This window comes from Pseudomonas sp. 2725, assembly GCF_050434585.1.
GTDB lineage: Bacteria > Pseudomonadota > Gammaproteobacteria > Pseudomonadales > Pseudomonadaceae > Aquipseudomonas > Aquipseudomonas jessenii.
Window position 1 is genome coordinate 255564 of the sequence record NZ_JBNDIV010000004.1, and the last position, 16876, is coordinate 272439.

The 16876-nt window shown below is 53.6% G+C and carries 20 protein-coding genes and 1 pseudogene; 6 read left to right on the top strand and 15 right to left on the bottom strand.

Features of this window, described 5'->3' with window-relative positions:
- Window positions 1-289 precede the first annotated feature (289 nt).
- Together ABIE16_RS12560 and ABIE16_RS12565 are read right to left on the bottom strand one after the other, a co-directional pair.
- Entirely contained in the window at window positions 290-784 is a 495-nt protein-coding gene (locus ABIE16_RS12560) for a hypothetical protein (protein ID WP_429521311.1), read from the bottom strand.
- Window positions 729-1169, bottom strand: a complete 441-nt coding sequence (locus ABIE16_RS12565; RefSeq protein WP_429521434.1) for a hypothetical protein — start codon at window positions 1167-1169, stop codon at window positions 729-731. Before ABIE16_RS12565 ends, ABIE16_RS12560 begins: the two co-directional genes overlap by 56 nt.
- A 666-nt stretch (window positions 1170-1835) precedes the next feature.
- Between ABIE16_RS12565 and ABIE16_RS12570 the strand changes: the two genes are divergently transcribed.
- On the top strand, window positions 1836-2774 hold the full coding sequence (locus ABIE16_RS12570) for a LysR family transcriptional regulator (RefSeq protein WP_429521312.1): 939 nt from the start codon (window positions 1836-1838) through the stop codon (window positions 2772-2774).
- Window positions 2775-2838: 64 nt separating this feature from the next.
- Here ABIE16_RS12570 and ABIE16_RS12575 read toward each other — a convergent pair whose 3' ends face one another.
- From ABIE16_RS12575 to ABIE16_RS12605, 7 genes are all read right to left on the bottom strand, one after another.
- A complete protein-coding gene (locus ABIE16_RS12575; protein ID WP_429521313.1) occupies window positions 2839-4143 on the bottom strand; it encodes an MFS transporter in 1305 nt (434 codons plus the stop codon).
- 27 nt (window positions 4144-4170) lie between these two features.
- Entirely contained in the window at window positions 4171-5418 is a 1248-nt protein-coding gene (locus ABIE16_RS12580; RefSeq protein ID WP_429521314.1) for an OprD family porin, read from the bottom strand.
- A 114-nt stretch (window positions 5419-5532) separates the two neighbouring features.
- Window positions 5533-6489, bottom strand: coding sequence for a PDR/VanB family oxidoreductase (locus ABIE16_RS12585; RefSeq protein ID WP_429521315.1), 957 nt, complete (start codon window positions 6487-6489; stop codon window positions 5533-5535).
- 19 nt (window positions 6490-6508) lie between these two features.
- Window positions 6509-6985: an aromatic-ring-hydroxylating dioxygenase subunit beta gene (locus tag ABIE16_RS12590; protein ID WP_429521316.1), complete on the bottom strand. Its 477-nt coding sequence runs from the start codon at window positions 6983-6985 to the stop codon at window positions 6509-6511.
- A gap of 16 nt (window positions 6986-7001) precedes the next feature.
- The gene (locus tag ABIE16_RS12595; RefSeq protein ID WP_429521317.1) at window positions 7002-8276 is read right to left on the bottom strand and encodes an aromatic ring-hydroxylating oxygenase subunit alpha; all 1275 of its coding nucleotides are present in this window, start codon (window positions 8274-8276) and stop codon (window positions 7002-7004) included.
- Window positions 8277-8285: 9 nt separating this feature from the next.
- Entirely contained in the window at window positions 8286-9416 is a 1131-nt protein-coding gene (locus tag ABIE16_RS12600) for an amidase (RefSeq protein WP_429521318.1), read from the bottom strand.
- Window positions 9413-9919, bottom strand: coding sequence for a nuclear transport factor 2 family protein (locus tag ABIE16_RS12605; RefSeq protein ID WP_429521319.1), 507 nt, complete (start codon window positions 9917-9919; stop codon window positions 9413-9415). The genes ABIE16_RS12600 and ABIE16_RS12605 overlap by 4 nt, the downstream gene beginning before the upstream one ends.
- Before the next feature lie 679 nt (window positions 9920-10598).
- Between ABIE16_RS12605 and ABIE16_RS12610 the strand changes: the two genes are divergently transcribed.
- Both ABIE16_RS12610 and ABIE16_RS12615 read left to right on the top strand, forming a co-directional pair.
- A complete protein-coding gene (locus ABIE16_RS12610) occupies window positions 10599-10985 on the top strand; it encodes a nitronate monooxygenase (protein WP_429521320.1) in 387 nt (128 codons plus the stop codon).
- Window positions 10946-11600 (top strand): annotated as a pseudogene (locus ABIE16_RS12615) (SDR family oxidoreductase); the annotation flags it as partial. The gene ABIE16_RS12610 and the pseudogene ABIE16_RS12615, both read left to right, overlap by 40 nt.
- A 121-nt stretch (window positions 11601-11721) precedes the next feature.
- Here the strand turns inward: ABIE16_RS12615 and ABIE16_RS12620 are convergent.
- Window positions 11722-12087, bottom strand: coding sequence for a histone-like nucleoid-structuring protein, MvaT/MvaU family (locus tag ABIE16_RS12620; RefSeq protein ID WP_429521321.1), 366 nt, complete (start codon window positions 12085-12087; stop codon window positions 11722-11724).
- A gap of 398 nt (window positions 12088-12485) precedes the next feature.
- On the opposite strand from ABIE16_RS12620, the gene ABIE16_RS12625 reads away from it, so the two are divergent.
- Both ABIE16_RS12625 and ABIE16_RS12630 read left to right on the top strand, forming a co-directional pair.
- Window positions 12486-12785: a hypothetical protein gene (locus tag ABIE16_RS12625; protein WP_180205530.1), complete on the top strand. Its 300-nt coding sequence runs from the start codon at window positions 12486-12488 to the stop codon at window positions 12783-12785.
- A gap of 281 nt (window positions 12786-13066) precedes the next feature.
- Window positions 13067-13522 carry a hypothetical protein gene (locus ABIE16_RS12630; RefSeq protein ID WP_204124319.1) on the top strand — a complete coding sequence of 152 codons (456 nt, stop codon included), beginning with the start codon at window positions 13067-13069 and terminating at the stop codon, window positions 13520-13522.
- Between the two features lie 29 nt (window positions 13523-13551).
- Here ABIE16_RS12630 and ABIE16_RS12635 read toward each other — a convergent pair whose 3' ends face one another.
- From ABIE16_RS12635 to ABIE16_RS12645, 3 genes are all read right to left on the bottom strand, one after another.
- Window positions 13552-13956: a DUF6957 family protein gene (locus tag ABIE16_RS12635; RefSeq protein ID WP_429521322.1), complete on the bottom strand. Its 405-nt coding sequence runs from the start codon at window positions 13954-13956 to the stop codon at window positions 13552-13554.
- Between the two features lie 67 nt (window positions 13957-14023).
- Window positions 14024-14752, bottom strand: coding sequence for a metallophosphoesterase (locus tag ABIE16_RS12640; RefSeq protein ID WP_204124321.1), 729 nt, complete (start codon window positions 14750-14752; stop codon window positions 14024-14026).
- A gap of 17 nt (window positions 14753-14769) precedes the next feature.
- Window positions 14770-14964, bottom strand: coding sequence for a hypothetical protein (locus tag ABIE16_RS12645; protein WP_204124322.1), 195 nt, complete (start codon window positions 14962-14964; stop codon window positions 14770-14772).
- Window positions 14965-15587: 623 nt separating this feature from the next.
- On the opposite strand from ABIE16_RS12645, the gene ABIE16_RS12650 reads away from it, so the two are divergent.
- Window positions 15588-16055, top strand: a complete 468-nt coding sequence (locus tag ABIE16_RS12650) for a resolvase (protein WP_429521323.1) — start codon at window positions 15588-15590, stop codon at window positions 16053-16055.
- 68 nt (window positions 16056-16123) lie between these two features.
- On the opposite strand, the gene ABIE16_RS12655 is transcribed toward ABIE16_RS12650, so the two are convergent.
- Together ABIE16_RS12655 and ABIE16_RS12660 are read right to left on the bottom strand one after the other, a co-directional pair.
- Complete coding sequence (locus ABIE16_RS12655; protein WP_429521435.1) at window positions 16124-16285, bottom strand: glutamine amidotransferase-related protein; 162 nt, start codon at window positions 16283-16285, stop codon at window positions 16124-16126.
- A 76-nt stretch (window positions 16286-16361) separates the two neighbouring features.
- Window positions 16362-16586: an IS1096 element passenger TnpR family protein gene (locus tag ABIE16_RS12660; RefSeq protein ID WP_275406298.1), complete on the bottom strand. Its 225-nt coding sequence runs from the start codon at window positions 16584-16586 to the stop codon at window positions 16362-16364.
- Window positions 16587-16876 lie beyond the last annotated feature (290 nt).

A 16876-nucleotide genomic window follows, 5' to 3' on the forward strand; every position in this document is an offset into this window, starting at 1 on the left:
AATAACCAACAGAAGCGCTTGTAGCGCACGAGTACAGTTATGGAGCACCTGTGCCTTAACACAGAACACACATACGCCAATTCGCGGATAAACGTGTCGAGACGCGTGATCGACTCTAACCCGTAAATACATACTTGTACAGACAGGCATAGGCAATCAATCACCCATTTGTCTGGTCACCTGCGCCAGGAATTGTGATTAGGGACGCATGGTGTAGGTAATACGGCCGACTGAAGCGTCTTCGACCCAAGCAGATCCTGACAGTCAGCCTACCTTCAGCGCCCGATCGCTAGCAGGCCGCATTCAGGGCGCAGCCCCAAAAGAGGCAGAACGATGCCTGCAGTGCTAATCTCCGCGACTGCCCCAGTACGTCTGCCAGCGCCTTCCCATTTCCGCTACCAACCAACATGTCGTTGAACGTACCTCCTGCTCCGACGACCAGGAGAATACCTAGTAGTGGTGGGAAGCAGCGGTTGGTCAGATTAAGCAGGTCGCCCATACCAAGTCGACGGCGCAGGCCAAGTGACCAGTATGCGAAGCAGATCGAAAGAGCGAGCGCAATAAGGGAGTCACCAATGAAAGAGACCCACTCAAACGCTATTGAGCCTTTCATTAGTAAAGGTGAAGCATGCGTTTTTCCCACCATCAGCGCCAATGGCAACAGCACCGTCACCATCGCAATACCAAAGTTGGGTGCCATCCTGTCGTCTACGAACACTTCGCTACGGTCAGCCAGAAATTGTGACGGCCCATAAGCAGCCTCCCGAGCGCAGGTCAGCTTCACCCAGATAGGCCCCCGCAACTACTGCCGTTGGCAGACCGACGATAAGGCCGTACAGAATCACCTTGCCGATGTCTACATAGAGCATGCCGGTAATAGCCGTGGCGGCCGGGTGTGGGGAGAGAATGCAGTGGACAACTATCAGCGAGGTGGCCAGCGCCTCCCCCAAGTAAAGCGCGTTGATCTTGGTCTGACGTGCGACGACGTAGATCAGGGGAATTATGAGGACGACCCCCTCCTCGAAAAATACCGGAATAGCTGCAATGAAGCCGACAAGCATAATTGCCCAAGAGGCATTCTTCTCACCCAACCTCCTCAAAGTGGTCACGATGCACTTGGCGCCGCCAGACTCCTCAACGAGCTTGCTAAGAGTGCTAACTAATCCGATGAAGCCGGCAGTGAACCGGAACGTGCTTCCTGCGAGTTATTTTTAGTTGTTCGCTATGGATTAGGATATGAGTCGGGGGCGATCGAGTTAGGTTGTCAGTTACCTGCTCTACAGCACAGATCTGTACGATAAACATATTCGATCATGAGCAGTTGAACACTCGAACTGCCTGTTTGCTAGAACGTTATATTGAAAAGTCGGCTCTGTTTTCCACGGTAGCTAAGTACGCACACTAGCCATAATCAAGGTTTTATATACATTCGCCTTGGGGAATAATTCATTTATAGATGTGATTCACTCGATTGAAGTATGAGCTGCTTGCAATCAAAAACCAACACGTCGCGCTTGAAAAACCAGCAGGGTCAGTACCCCACGAAGCCGCGGATGAATCGGCACCGATCGGGCCAGGAGGTCGAGCCTGCCGGCTATGAGTCGTCAACGCTTGTACATCTCAGCACTACCGTACTAGGTAAATGGATTGCTAAATAAGCGCCACACTGGTCACTGGTCGTTGTTACAAGATACAGATTGCGTCAGGTACTAAGACACGATCATCATTGTATCGCGATGAAGCGGCGCATTAGTTGCTTCAATTTAGCGATAACGAGAGTTAGACCCATGAGTCCCACTCCTTTCGCCTGATGTGCCGTTTGAAGGTACCATTGCATGGATACGTCCAAATCTTCCCCGTCCCTGGAGTTTCAGGATCAGCGGTTGAAATATCTCTTTCTCAGCTATCAACTGGGATCAATGCGCGCTGCAGCAGACCAACTGGGAATTGCCCCGTCGTCGGTCAGCAGACAAATCAATCTTTTGCAGTCAGAGTTGTGCATCGATCTGATTGAGACCGGCACGCACCGTATCCGTCTCACAGAAGCCGGCATGGCCACCGTCGACTACTATCGTGCACGCGTGGGCCAACATGAGGCACTGATTAACCGCTTGAACGATTTGCGAGGGCAGCATCTCGGCAAAACTGTCGTGGCCGTCGGTGAGGGACTTTTTGGTGCGAAGCTGATCGGCAAGCTACAGAGCTTTTTCAAGTCCTATCCGGGTCTGCGCACCGAGATCCTGATAGCGCCGACCCTGGAAGTCCAACACATGGTGATGGAGGATCAGGCGCAGATCGGCGTGCTGTTCGCACCGCACCCCAACCCCGCCTTGCGCCGACAGTTCGGTATCAATCAGCCATTGCGGGCTATTGTCCACCCCGATCATCCACTGGCCCGACAGAAGTCGATCACATTGGAACAACTGGCTAGCACGCAATTGGTACTGCCCAACCGTGGCTATCGGGTGCGTGAGCTGGTCACCTTATCGTGCAAGGGCAAACCGTTTGAAATCGAGCCGGCGATAACCGCTAACTCGCTGCAGGTGATCATCGACTTCGTCAAGGTGAACATGGCAAGCACCTTACTGGCCGAGGTCATGATCCTGCCAGAGCTTAAGGCCGGAACGCTTGTGGCACTAGAAGTGGAATGCCCGGAGATGAACAGCACCGAGCTGCAAATCATTCGCCGCCAGTCGCGCAAACTCCCACCAGTGACCCAGGAATTGATTCGCCATCTGGCGCGATCGATCAGCAAGTTGAGTATGACTGACTGAGACTCACCCAAACAAAAAAAGGCGGAAGGCACAAAGCCGTTCCGCCTTCATGGGCGTTGTGACGTTAACGTGGTAAATCAGGTTTGCGGCGGATGCTGAACAGCGTGCCGGTGGTGATCAGGCCGAACACAATCAGCATCACAGAAACTGGCCAGGCAGAGTGGAAGGCGCCGTACAACGCTGTCGCCGCCAACGGTGCGAGCCCACCGGAAAAGATCGACGCGATCTCATGCCCCAAGGCCATACCGGAATAGCGCACATGAGCTGGAAATAGCTCGCCCATTAGTGCCGGCTGGGTGCCGATCATCGCGCCGTGACAGAAGGCTAAGCCTACCAGCAATGCCAGATACACGTAGCCGCTGACATGGGTATCGATCAACCAGAAGAACGGAAACGCAAAGAGCACAAGGCTGATTGAACCAATGGCATAGACCGTGCGGCGACCGATAATGTCTGATAGCCAGCCCCAAAACAGAATGGTAAAGGCCTCAACGATCATAGCGACCATCACCCCGCCCAGAACTACCTGGGTGCTCAAGCCGGTGAGCTTGGCGTAAGCCATCACAAAAGCAAGAAAGATGTAGGCGCAACTGTTCTCAGCCATGCGCAGGCCCATGGCCTGAAAAACTTCCTTGGGATGCTTGCGCAGCACTTCCATCGCCGGTGGGTGTTTAACCTTCGCCCGTTGCGCGGCGGCATCTTCGAAATCCCGGCTTTCAGGCAGGTTGCGGCGAATGTAGATACCGACGCCGAAGACCAAGACACTGGCTAGGAACGGCAGGCGCCAGCCCCAGCTCATGAAGTCTTCATGGGGCAGCATTTGCACTAGGTAGAATGCCGCCGCAGATAGTACGAAACCACCTGAGACGCCCAGTTGACTCCAAGCCGCGTAGAAACCGACTCGATTGGCTGGCGCATTTTCGCTGATCATCAGCACGCCACCGCCCCACTCCCCGCCAGACGCAATGCCCTGCGCAATGCGCAACAAAACCAAGGTGATGGGCGCCAGATAGCCAACTTGTTCGAAGGTCGGCAATAACCCCATCAGGAATGTCGAGACGCCCATGATGCTCAGGGTCATGACCAGTGCTTTCTTGCGCCCATCTCTGTCGCCGATATGGCCGAAGATGATCCCGCCCAACGGCCGGGCGAAAAAGCCGACAGCAAAACCTGCGAACGCCCCCATGGTGCCCAGAACCGGGTCAGTGCCGGCCGGGAAGAACAACGGGCCGAATATTAGTGCTGCTGCCGTGCCGTACAGAAAGAAGTCATACCATTCCAGCGCGTTGCCGAATACCGAGGCGATGACAATTCGGCGCATTGTGGAAGAGCTGGGGGTTTTGGTAACGCCTGTCTTGAAATTACTCATTTAATTCTCCAAACCGAGCCAGACGGCTCACCAGATCTTCCAGGTGTATGAAGTGACGAAGCGGTATTCGTCATAGTTGTTGCCGTACTTCTGCTTGATGTTGAAATTCTTCAGATCAAAGCTCAGGTCTTTCAGTGGGCCGTCCTGCACCACATAGGAAAGAAAGATATTGCGCTCGCTTTCCTGATCGTGACTCAACCCTTCACCACGGTCGATATCGGTGCCCTTGATGTAGCGGGTGAAAAGCTTGAGGCCGGGTAACCCAAGAGGTGCGAAGTCATAGCCGTAGCGTACAGACCAGGAACGCTCGTCCGGACGGATGAACGGCAGTCCGGCCCAGTTCGGGAGATAAGGTTGCGGCACGAAGCCATTGAGCGTGGGGAAAACCGTTTCACCCAACATGCGTTGATAACTGACACCGAAAATATGCGCGCCCTTATTCAGGGTCATCAGGCCGCTGTAGGAACGGTTGTCGACATTGCCTGCAAGGGCGCTGCCATCTTCGCTGTTGTTGAAATAACCCAGATCGGTCTTAAGGACGTAACCATCACCGAGGTCAAGCGAATGCTTGAGGCCAGCGTAATGTTGTTGGTAAATGTCGTTGAGTACACCGTAAAAGTAGGTGGCCCGCAGCGCTGGCGTGATTGAATAAGTGACGCCGCCGAAATCTAAGCCCTTACTGTCCAGATCATCGGTGGAGCCGTATTTGTACAACTGCTCATGGTTGGAGGATTGCCGAGTGACACTTGACCAGAAGCGTCCCCCCGTCAGCTCAAGCCGATCAATTTCACGGCTGTTGACCACCGCGCCCTGATAGATCGTATCGAGCTGGCGACTGGGGTCATTAGAGGCGACCGGTAGATTGGGTTTCTGATCGCCGATTTTCAGTTCGGTTTTCGAGTAACGCAACTTGAGTGTACCGCCGGCACGGCTGTAGTCATCGGCCGCCTTTTGGTCGTGCACGCTGAAGGGTAATGAACCATCATTACCTGTGGAGTCTAGTCGCAACGCATACTGGGCGTTGGCGTCAAACCCGATGGCCAGGGGGCTGTCGGTGTAACCGGACTGGAATTGCAGATCGAAACCCTGCGACCAGTTTCCCACTTTAGAGGTTGGTGCATCGCTGTTTGTGAAGTTGCGGTTCAAATAGAGGTTTCTGAAGTTCAGGGACAACTGGCTATCATCCAGCAGGTCGGCGTGTGCCGCCCACGGGAGCATGATTCCCAAAAACCCTATGTAGTGAATTGTATGCACAGGCAAAGCTAGCTTTGACATGGTTACATCCGTTCTGAATAGCCACGGTTGGGAGCAGAATTCCAGAGACATGGCAGTGAATGAACAGCGCGAATCTGTCGCCCGCTGCTGTCAGTTTTTTGTATTTATTATTTTTCAGATATCCAGAACCAGACGCTTTGAGCTCGACCTGGAACAGCACAACAAAATCTGGTCGTGAGCCGAACGTTCTTCATCGGTCAGGTAGACATCACGATGATCAGGCTCACCCTCAAGCACGTCGCAGAGGCAAGTCCCACAGACGCCCTGTTCGCAGGACACTTCGATTTCGATACCTACTTCGGCAAGAGCATGTACGATGCTTTGCCCAGCGTGCACCTGAACTGTTTTTCCACTGCGGGCGGCGTGCACTTCAAAGGCTTCGCCAGAACTGTCGACCTCCACTTGAAAGTATTCGCGATGTACTTGGTCATCCGGGTAGCCCGCCTCACGGGCACCACCGATCACCCATTCCATGAAGCCTGATGGGCCACAGGTGTAGACATGAGTGTCATTGACTACCGTGCCGAGCACATTAACCAGGTCGAGCTTGCTGGCCGGTTCATCGTCGAAGTGAGTTGTAACTCGATGGGCAAATGGAGCCGCATCCAGCTCCTCCAAAAAGGCTGCGTGGCTTCGCGAGCGGCCGCAATAATGCAGTTCAAAATCAGCGTTCCGAGCATGAAGCGCATATGCCATGGCGATCATCGGCGTGATGCCAATCCCACCGCCAATCAATAGCGAGTGTTGCGCACTGCCCGCCAGTGGAAACAGATTGCGGGGTGCACTGATCGTAAGGGCAGTGCCTTCACGCAGCGTCGTATGCACCGCTTCTGAGCCGCCACGCGAAGCCGGGTCTTTGAGAACCCCCAAGCGATAGCGGCCATTATCGGCCGGGTCTCCACACAGCGAATACTGGCGAATCAATCCACCGGGCAAATGCACGTCGACATGAGCTCCGGCCTCGAACACAGGTAACTGTTCACCACCGGATGAACATAGATCGAACACCAGCACTCCAGCTCCCTGTTGGTGGGCGTTGCGCACAACGACATTCAATAGGACGTCTTTCATCGGTTCATTCCCGCCCAGATCAGAGGATGTAACCAATACCCGCGAGGGTATCGTCGGAGTTGATCAGACGAATCAGCTTGCGCTGGATCTTGAAGCTGTCACCGGCACGCTCCAGTTCGTAGACGATGTCAGCGCTGTAGTGCTTGAGAGAGTCCTTGCGAAACTCGCGCAAGTTTTGCGCACAGCGCACGGTCACATATTCCGCACTCTCGAACAGCACTCGAAAGCGCGACAGGGTTCGCACAGTACGTGGCTGCGGGCTGGTGGAAATCGACTCGCCACCGGTCAGGCGCTGGACGCGTAGTTCCCGCATGTGACGATCGTCATAGGCGTAGTTCAAACTGTTTTCGAAGTCCTGTTCTTTCGGGTCGATGGGGATGACGTACGTACCCTTGTCAGCCCACAGGCTCAGCCAGTTGTTGAACTCACCATGGTCAAGCATGTCGCCTTCCTGCCAGATGAAAGCAGTGACTTCGTTTAGTAATTTCAGGTTCATCAGAGTCCTCCGCCGGTTACGCCGACATCATTTTTTGCCATTGCTGGTAGGCCGCGCGCATTCCGGTCTCGGCACTCACGTCACTGCGTAAACCGTCCTCCGTAGCTTTCTCACCTGGCAAACCTCGGTTCAGCATGATCCACAGATTCTCTCCGGCGCTGGCCCCCTTCTGCACCCGCTCCCAAGCCTCAGAATCGTCCGGCGTTCCGAAACCCATGGGCCCCTGGAAGTGCTCATGCAGACGCAGGCGATAGCGATTGGCGACTGCCGGGGCACCGTCCATGGTGATGACCGAGTGATGGATTTCGGTCTCGGTTACCGAGATCGGTTGCAGTACCCGAAAGAACGCCATGGAGCAGGCAACATTGGGAAACAGGTTGAGGTTGAAACCGGAACCGCCGACCGCACGTACGATGCGACGCACCTGTTGCTCTTCGATTCCCTCGTCACGAAGCTGTGCAGCCAGTCCCTCGAAGCGTTCCGGGATTGGTTTGTCCAGATCGGCTTCAAGATCCACAAGGTCAGGGATCATCACCATCACACTGTGGCCATTGCCGAGGTCTTCGACATAGCCAGGCCCCTCGACAAAGTCGAATAGTTTGAGAGTTTCTTCGTCTACCGATGACAGGAACGACTTATGCACCAGCGGGAAGTGATATGCGTCGGTGGTGTTTTCCAGCTGGATCTTCCAGTTGCCTGGGAAGCGAAAACGATGCTCACCCGGAACCTTGATCGGGTAACCCGCGCCCTGCTTCATAAAGAGGTCTATCCACTTTTTCGCCGGGCCCAGGAAGTCCACCAACGGCTCAATATCGTCCTTGAAAGTGGCGAACAACATGCCGGCATACTCTTCGACACGAAGGCTCACCAATGGCAATTCACCCTTGTCCAGGCAATCACCGTAGCTCTCTGGATGTGGCACGCCACGCAACGAGCCATCCAGAGCGTAACTCCAGCCGTGGTAGGGACAAACGAAACTGTTGGTCTTGCCCTTCTTGTGTTCACACACCGTGGCGCCGCGATGACGGCAGCGGTTGAGATGCACGTGAACCTGCTTCTTGCGGTCACAAACCACAATCACCGGCTGTTTGCCAATAAACGTGCTTTTGTAGCTGCCCGAGTCGGGGATCTCGCTAGCATGCGCAACCCAGACCCATGTGCTGTAGAAAATCTTTTCGAGCTCGGCGTCGAACAACTTGGCGTCGGTGTACAGCGAGGTGTGAACACGGTCGGACTTGACCAGCCCGGCAGGGCTGACGTCCAGGTTCACAGCGTCAATAAGGTTAGTCACGATAATGTCCTATTGTTGATTTCGAGCGTCGGTTTTGTGATTCAGAGAGGCAGCCGCCATGGCGCAGAGTCGTGCGTCGTCCCCCTTGCGCCCGATTAGTTGCAAGCTGGTTTTGATGGAAGAATTTGGATAAGCAATTGGCACACTGAGGGCCGGATGTCCGCTCAAGTTGAACGGCCGGAGAAAACGGGTGAGATCGATTACCGGCTCACCTTGCCGCACATCAACCAAAAGCGGTGGCAATCGCGGCAAACTCGGCAGAACCAAGGTGTCGTAGCTTTTAAGCAGCTGCTCAACCTGCTCGCTGAACGCCACACGAATTGACTCTGCGGCCTGCAGGGCATTGGCGTCAGTTTCCGCCGCCCGTAGCAGCCGCGCTTCGATATCTGCGCCCAACAAACCTTGACCCGTATAGTGGCCATATGCAGCCCAGGTTTCTGCATTAATGACCGTCAATGCGGCTTCGAACGCCCGATCAAGTAGCGGTAATGTGACGAGTTCCCACTTCCAACCTCGGCGCGTTATTGCATCACGCACTGCTGCCTCAATTGCTGGATCACAAGACACGTCGACCAAGCCGACGCATAATTGCTCAGGAGGCATCTGCGCAACGAATGTGCAGTCCATTGCCGACATCGCAGCGACGAGCGTGTCGAGATCCCGCGCCATCGGCCCAACGCAATCGAGAGAACTGGACGCTGGATGTACGCCTTCACGACTCAAACGGCCAAATGTCGGCTTAAGGCCGAACACGCCGCAACAGGCAGCGGGCATCCGCACAGAACCGCCAGTGTCGGTACCCAGCGCCACATCTACTGCACCCTGAGCAACAATCACCGCCGAACCACTGGAAGAACCACCCGGTATCCGCTCGGGTGCTTGCGGATTGATTGGAGTTCCCGCCCACTCGTTGATACCAGTGACGCCAAAGGCCAACTCATGCAGTACGGTCTTACCGATTACCTGCCAACCACCATCGAGAAGCGCCTGCACGACGGTTGCATGTTTTTCCGCCGGCGATGCCAGTTCCAGAGCGCGAGTACCACAGCGGGTTGGCCAACTAGCAACGTCCAGAGTGTCCTTGATAGCGACGGTGAGTCCCTGACCTCCCAGGCAGCCTTCTATGACCAGCGGGCTCATGATGGCGCCCCCTGAGTATCCGCAAGACGGCATGCATCAAGGCGTTCGGTGGTGAAAGACGAAATGCGCCAGGAGCCCGCCTCCCAGAGAAACTCCAGGCTGAGTACAGCAACAATTGATTCGGATTGGCCCGAGTCGTACCGGCTTAGTTGCTGCATCAACCAGCGACCCTTGGCCTGTTGACCGTCAACACTGATCTGGTCGCCGGTAAGAAAATGCGAATTGAACTGGAAGTGAGGATTGGGTGGCAGATAACCCATGAGCATTGCAACAATCGCCTCACGCCCTTCAATCCGCCCAAACTTGACTGCATACCGCGAGCCGACTCCCTGCCATACCGCATCGCCGCAGAACAGCTGAGCCAGTGCATCGGCACGCTCGGCGGGGCCAGGAACGTCGCACAATGACATATACCGACTCAGCAAAAGACGAATCGCCGATTCAGCTTCAAGCACGCGAATTCGCTCGACTAATGAGGTGATATCGGAAATTGGAGTGTTCATGAGATGGCACCTGTCAATGTTGCAAAGCGATGACAGGAAATTAAGAGATAGGCAGATACAGCAACAATCACTGGGCCTGAAGAACTTGTTGCGTTTTACGCAACATCCTTGAGCGCTGGTAGTAAACCGAGGCTCTACTTGGGTTGATTTTGAAGATCCACAGAGGGTGCTTCACGGATAAATTCAAGAGCTAGGCGTCCTGGCTGATCGTCGCGAAACTGCCCATGCTGCTCTGAAAATCAACTGAGCACCGAACATCGAAATGCGCCTGCACCGGGGGTTTCGGCGCAGAATCGCGTCGCTACCGAACAAATGTTCAGTTATAACTACGTAGCGTTTTTTGAGTCGTTCACTTCGCGATTCAGACTCTCGTCACGCAGCGGATCCGCTCCCCCGTCTGCCGCTCAATGCAATCCTGCGTCTTGAAGGGTTTCTGAACGAAATGGAGGCCCTTATGCGTAGTCAGATGTTCAAAACTCGTATCACCGAATTGCTGGGAATTTCTCACCCCATTCTTGCGGAGGTATGGGCCCCGGCGTTTCCGACGCCCACTACGTCGCGGCTGTTGTGAATGCGGGCGGTATAGGTTTTATAGCGGCAGCGGGCTTCCCCCGACCCAGATGAGTTCCGTGCTCAATTGCGCCGCTGCCGAGAGCTGACCTCGGGTAAGGGCTTTGGCGTGAATCTCTACATTTCTCGCCAGACCAAAGGGGCAGAACGCTTACAGCAGCAGTTGGAGATCATCGCTGAAGAGGGTGTGCTGTGTGTCAAAACTGCTGGGGCCAGTCCCGAGAGCATACTTCCGATCCTGCGTGATGCCGGAATCAAAGTCCTGCATAAGGTTCCCGCTGTGCGCTATGCGCGTACGGCCGCTCGACTTGGAGTAGATGCCGTAATCGTGGTCGGTAACGACTGCGGAGGTCACCCAGGCGTCTATGCAATCAGCAGCATGGTGCAGGCGGCCCAGGCACCCACCGAAATCCAGGTAACCGTCGTAATTGGTGGTGGTATAGGAACCGGTCGTCAATTAAAGCCTGTGCTCAAGCGCTGGTCTGTGAGGGGGTAAACGTGTTGATTACCGCTCGGGTGAGCAGGCACTGAATGCAACCGCTGCTGAGTTGAAAGCCATCAATTCCAAGGTCAGTGTTATTGCTTTAGCGGGAGACATTTCAACAGCTGAAGGTCGAACAGCCGCTCTGAGCGCCTTGATCAACAATGCAGGAGGGTTCAAGGCTCTGGATGCCAACATGCTCTCCCCTATCGAGCTGATCAACGCAACGATAGATGGTATGGCCCAACGGGGCTTTGGTCGTATCGTCAACATCACGTCAAGCGCAGTGAAATCGCCGATTGAAAGCTTGGGCCTATCAAATGGGCCCCGCAGTAGGCTAACGGTTTCATTGCAGGACTTGCCCGCGAAGACAGAATCGCTAGTCGCAATGTAACCATCAACAATCTGCAACCTAGCTCATTTGACACCGATAGGTTACGCGCTACGTTGGTCACAACAGGGCAGGAAATGGCTCAAGGAAGTGACGCGTTCCGCGAAGTTGAAATTCCTGCAAAGCGCTTCGGTATTCCTGAGGAGTTTGGTGCACTTTGTGTTTTCGTATGCAGTAGCCATGCAAGCTATCTGAATGGGCAGAATCTATTGATCGACGGCGGTGCGATTCGATCGAACCACTACGGCTCAATCAGACAATCTAGAGTCCGGTCACGATTGACTGCTAACGGCCTTCGCCCTGGCATAAGCCTCCTCTAAAAAAGGGCCCTCGAAGGGCCCTTTTGTACTCAAACCAAAATCACTTGGTCAGCCAGGACTCGACCGTGGCAGAGCCGTATTCGGCCTTCCACTCTTTCAGAGTCCGGTGATTGCCGCCTTTGGTTTCGACGACTTCGCCAGTGTGAGGGTTTTTGTAGACCTTCACCTGGCGTGGCTTACGGCTGCCGGCTTTCGACTCGACGGCAGGAGCGCGACGGCGTGCGTGAGGATCCAACAAGTTAATCACGTTCGGCAGGCTGTAGCCGTACTCGGCGAGTAGAGCGCGTAGCTTGGTTTCAAATTCGATTTCTTGCTTCAAGCCAACATCACCCTTCAGGGCTTCCAGCGCCTGGAGTTGCTCGGCTAGGTGTTTTTCGAGTTGGCGGTATTCTGCGAGTTTGGACATGACGAATCTCTTTTGGTAGGTGGCAAACAGTATATTGCAAATCGGTAATCGCAAAAGGCACTGCTTGTGACAACTGAGAATGAAACGAAGAAGCAGAAAATTATGGCTCAGCAATAATTATGGTTGAGCGATAATTTTGAATAATTCAGTTTTACCGCTTGCTCGATCGTCTCCGTCGATAGCGAAAACTCGTGTCGTGCCGAGGCAATGAGAGCTAAATCACTAATGCATTCCGATGTGCATGTCGCGCTATGGCGATCGCTTTTTCGCGTAAGCGCCTAGTCTTGTGGTCGCGCCCCCCCTACAGAAAATTGAAACCGATAAGCCAGCCAGCAACAGGCGATTAAGTGTGCGCATGATAGCCTCCGGCACAGACGTATCTGTTGTGAGAGCTCGCTTTGAACACACCTAACGCACATGCCGATTTCAACACCCTCATCAATGCACCGAAATTTTCCGACGACCCTGTTGGGCACAACCAGAAAAAGCGGTGGCAGCTCATCGCTGAAGACATCATCAAAAGCACATCTAAAGAGGCGTTGCTTGAAGCAAGAGGCCGAGCCGAAGGCTACATTCATGGTCTTGTGGACGCGGGACACTTGTCGACGAGAGATACCGAGCGCGACTATCTTGTCTTAAGCATCGTCCAACGGCGTCGTGAGTTTTTGCAGAGGCTGCTGAACGAGTACGGTTACTGAGTCAAGGCGAGCTGTGAATCCGTCCGACGGCAAAATGAGCATCTCAGGATAGAGGCAGCTTGAAGCGCTCCGCACGGCTAACCCGAAGCGCTTCTGATTAAAACTGTAAGAGGCCTTGCAAGTGCTTATTCAGAGGTCTGACGGAGCTCGAGGTATAAGCTTGGCCTGAATCGACTCCCATTCCACCATTGAAATGAGCACCGCAGTCCTGCGTTCCCCTTCGATGAAAACCGGTTTTCGAGTCATGATCACCTGGTCGAGCAACTCGTCAAAGTGGGTTGTTGCTCGAGCAACTGACCATCGTTCTTACGCCATGTGCCAGGCCCTATCTCGAGATGAAAAAGTGGACGTCTCACCATCATTTAGAAATGGTCGGCGGATTCGAGAAGCTTCAGAAAACTCGCTCTGCCGAGGCCTCGCTTGAAGCTAGCGATGATGTAATTACCAGCTTGGGTTTCGAGCAGCCAAAACCGTCCTTCTTTCCTAGCCGATCGAACTTTTTCCGTGCGAATGATTCCGCCATTGGCGATTCGGTACGCGTCGTCATGCGGAAAGTGGTCGAAGGACACGCCAAGGCATCTGTCCTCGATGATCACTGCATCGCTGATAAATGCCGTAATGGGTACTGTGTATTTTCGGAGACTCGCGTGTACAAGGCGACTCATTTGGAAGTCACTGAGATATTTGGTATGAAATTCAACTTCGATGATTTCAGGCATCCGGCCATCTCCAAATGACTCAAGTAGTATTTTTCGCCAGTCATTGCTCAAACCGCTTTCATGGAAAAAGCAGCACCTATGCTGGCATTTTTTCTTAGGCCCGATCCCAGCAGGAGGTAGACCGTACTCCTGGTTTCAAACATGCAACCCTGACTAAAAGACACGCCAAAATTGCTGCGTACCCACATGCCTGCCTGAAATCGATTTCGGCTATCAAAAACGACTTCATGCGCGTACAGAGTCGCGGGCAGCAGGCCCAGTCCGATGAGCTTTTCTTTCTCATCTGAATTGACCGTGAGGTCGAGCAAAATCCACTGCCGAACAACGCAGAATGCTTTGCCTGGGAATGACTTTGCTGCTAAATAGATCAGGTCTTCCTCAGACCCCAACCAGCCAGCCATCTCCGCGCCTGCGCCGTAAAGTAGCTGCGAGATTTCTTCTAACGTGACCATGTAATTTTCTCGAATTCGTACGCAGCGAAATTCAGTTCGCTAAGGTTCATCACTGAGAGACGGCTCATCAAATCTCGATCAGAAAATCCTGATCGAAACCGGTCTCTTCGGTCGGGTATCCGCGAGGATTTGACACTACTCGGCATCCTCCTTTAACGAAATCCGCAGCGATGTGGGTATGTCCATACACCCAAAGATCGGCCTTCCCCAGAAGCTCAGGCCAATTGTTTGCGTACGCAGCAATAAGGTGTGCAGGAAAATCCCCACTCACGTATTCCGACATAGGAGCATGGTGCGTGACGACAACAGTTTTACCGGCGAAGGGCTTGTCCAGTTCCCCAGTAAGCCAGGCGTACGCCGCCTGTGATTTAGCGATCAAGTCATCAGGACGCAAACGTCGGAAATTTTCATCGGTTCTGATCACGGTGAAATCGTTCATCCAGTCCCAAGCGACTCGTTTCGCGGCAACGACATCTCCGGTCGACGAGTAATCTGTCCATGCAGTCGTGACCAAAAATCTAGTTTGGTTGATGATCAATACTTCGTTTTCGAGGACGTGAACATGAGGCGCAGCCGCCTCTTTCATCTTGCGAAGCGTGTGGTCGATGTGGCCGCCGTAAAATTCGTGATTGCCGCACACGTAAATCACTGGGCACTGGAATGCGTCGTTCGCCCATAAGACTCCACGCGATTTGATATCAATGTCACCAGCGAGAATGATCACATCCGCATCGCTTGGAGTAGGATCGAAACGAGCGAAACCGAGGTGCAGATCTGAATAGATTTGAAGCTTCATTGGAGTCGCCGTTTAGGTCAGTGGTCAGCAAATTCCGGAACTGCTGAAGGCGCAGTTTTTGTATCTTCGTAGATCGTCCGAATGCCAGTGAGTGAACCGGCGTCGAGGCCATCTCGAGCACTGCTATAAACGGCGCCACCCGCCACCTTATGAAGCAACACGCACTCGCCTTTCTGGTCGTAACCGATGACCAGGCTGATTAGCTTCTCCATACGCTCTGAGAGGCCTCCATTGACCCACGGTGGGGTTATGACCTGAACCTCTTCAACAAGGCAAGTTGGGCCCTCCAGCTCCAGTAGGTTGGACAATAAAGAGGCGTCCGTTGGCATAAACCTCTTGGTGAATTGTCTGGCTCCCTCTGTGAACCGAAGGATGACGTGATACCAAGGATCCATTGATTCCCGTTCGATCATTCGCCATGCGGTTCGTCCTGGCCCCGGGAAGCCGGGGCGCCCTTCCCTATAAGATTCATGTGTAATAAACATTTCGCTTTTTCCTTACCATCCAAGTCAGTGAATGACCTCAAGTTGTCCCACTGACGATTTTTCATATCCGGGCTTTCCGTCGATCCATCGAGGCGTCTCCGATGCTTGGACGCACCCGCTGGCCATCGGTATCTCTTTCAGATCCGATCAAAAAGCGTCTGACAATACATGTGATATGTTTGGTGCTCAGGTCGCTAAAACTGCCTGATGCCCATCTCAAAAAGACTCTGAACCCATGATTGTGCGGCTTAGCTCTGAAAAAGCGGCAACGCATATTTCCGATATTACCACCAAACGTGGTTTATCGGAAGATAGCCGTTATGGCTCTATCCTCGCTTTTGAGGCAGACCATGTCGCTTAAGAATGAGATCGCCGGTACGCTCAGGGCAATCAGGACAATCCGAGGCTTCGACTACGGTGATTTGGCAGACGTCAGTGCAAAAGCAAACATAGGTAAGCTGGAGCAAGGAAAGAGCAATATCACGGTTGCGAAATTGATCGAGCTAGCAGAGGCCCTCCAATTCGATCCTATTGCTCTTATGACCCTCTGCGTCGCTATCCAGAAGGATGAACCTACCGATACCACTCTAGAGCGGGCACGTGCAGAACTCGACTCATTCAAAGAAGAAGGAGGAGAGGAGCTTGTCAGGAGTCAGTTTGTGGGCAAAGAGCTGAAAAAGAGGCCTTCGGGTAAGCCTGGTAATACCAAGAATGCCGATTCGGTGAGAGAGCTGAAGGCTTTAGGATTGAGTCAGGCTGAGGTGGCGCGGACGCTTGGATTGGCGAGCTCAACAGTGTATCGGTACTGGCAGACTTGAAGGGACACACCGCCCGAACTCAAGTAGTAAGGGTGATGGTGTCGGCGTTTAAGCGAATTCGATAACACTTATAGCCTTTTGATGAAGGCTGATTTCATGCAGCCCGATCTCACTACCTTTCGGATGCAAACCGATCGTGCCCCCCAAGCTTCAGCCATGAGTTGATGGCCATAACAGATACACAGGAGAGGCATTTTCATCGCAGGCGTTCGAGCTACAACGCCTTGCATCTCAAACCTTGATTCTTCTAAAACACTCCTTAACCCGGTCGCGGCCAAATGCCATCGGCTCAAATACCTCGCCGTACTAGCCCACCACGTCGTCGTACCCTGAATGCTTGGGGTCTGTCATAAACTGTAGAAAATCCTTGTAATCTGACACTCCACCTACGTCTGCTGTCGGACAAGCATTCACGCCATCAACGTAATACGGCAGTGGAGAGGCCGCGATGGCGGGTAGAGGTGCAATTACGCAGTACAGCGCTTTGACAAACGTCTTGTGAGCCTCTGGTTTACCGGCGGCCCCCAGCAATCAGGCTCTGGGGTATCGTACTTTTCACCCGCTATCATCTCCAGCCCATCACGACCTTGATGACATGGTGCGGTTTCCCCAGGGTGATGATTTCAGACACCGCGAACGGACGAAGATCTTCGGAGTGATCCACTTCAGCTCAGTTTGCAGTAGCAACAAATCAAGTGCGGGTTTAAATAACCGGACAATTTCAATGGCACAGAGCCACCATTTTAGCAAGCTACAAACATTGCGCACGGAAGCTCAGGCGTGATCGAGAGAGCATCGGGGCGGCATTAGCCAGCGCCTCC

Excerpts from the sequence above, each read along its gene's own strand:
- ABIE16_RS12570 (WP_429521312.1), top strand. The coding sequence starts at position 1,836 with ATGGATACGTCCAAATCTTCCCCGTCCCTGGAGTTTCAGGATCAGCGG.
- ABIE16_RS12635 (WP_429521322.1), bottom strand. The coding sequence starts at position 13,956 with ATGGTCACGTTAGAAGAAATCTCGCAGCTACTTTACGGCGCAGGCGCG.
- ABIE16_RS12575 (WP_429521313.1), bottom strand. The coding sequence starts at position 4,143 with ATGAGTAATTTCAAGACAGGCGTTACCAAAACCCCCAGCTCTTCCACA.
- ABIE16_RS12650 (WP_429521323.1), top strand. The coding sequence starts at position 15,588 with ATGTCGCTTAAGAATGAGATCGCCGGTACGCTCAGGGCAATCAGGACA.
- ABIE16_RS12590 (WP_429521316.1), bottom strand. The coding sequence starts at position 6,985 with ATGAACCTGAAATTACTAAACGAAGTCACTGCTTTCATCTGGCAGGAA.
- ABIE16_RS12585 (WP_429521315.1), bottom strand. The coding sequence starts at position 6,489 with ATGAAAGACGTCCTATTGAATGTCGTTGTGCGCAACGCCCACCAACAG.
- ABIE16_RS12655 (WP_429521435.1), bottom strand. The coding sequence starts at position 16,285 with ATGCAAGGCGTTGTAGCTCGAACGCCTGCGATGAAAATGCCTCTCCTG.
- ABIE16_RS12605 (WP_429521319.1), bottom strand. The coding sequence starts at position 9,919 with ATGAACACTCCAATTTCCGATATCACCTCATTAGTCGAGCGAATTCGC.
- ABIE16_RS12620 (WP_429521321.1), bottom strand. The coding sequence starts at position 12,087 with ATGTCCAAACTCGCAGAATACCGCCAACTCGAAAAACACCTAGCCGAG.
- ABIE16_RS12600 (WP_429521318.1), bottom strand. The coding sequence starts at position 9,416 with ATGAGCCCGCTGGTCATAGAAGGCTGCCTGGGAGGTCAGGGACTCACC.
- ABIE16_RS12640 (WP_204124321.1), bottom strand. The coding sequence starts at position 14,752 with ATGAAGCTTCAAATCTATTCAGATCTGCACCTCGGTTTCGCTCGTTTC.
- ABIE16_RS12645 (WP_204124322.1), bottom strand. The coding sequence starts at position 14,964 with ATGGAGAAGCTAATCAGCCTGGTCATCGGTTACGACCAGAAAGGCGAG.
- ABIE16_RS12580 (WP_429521314.1), bottom strand. The coding sequence starts at position 5,418 with ATGTCAAAGCTAGCTTTGCCTGTGCATACAATTCACTACATAGGGTTT.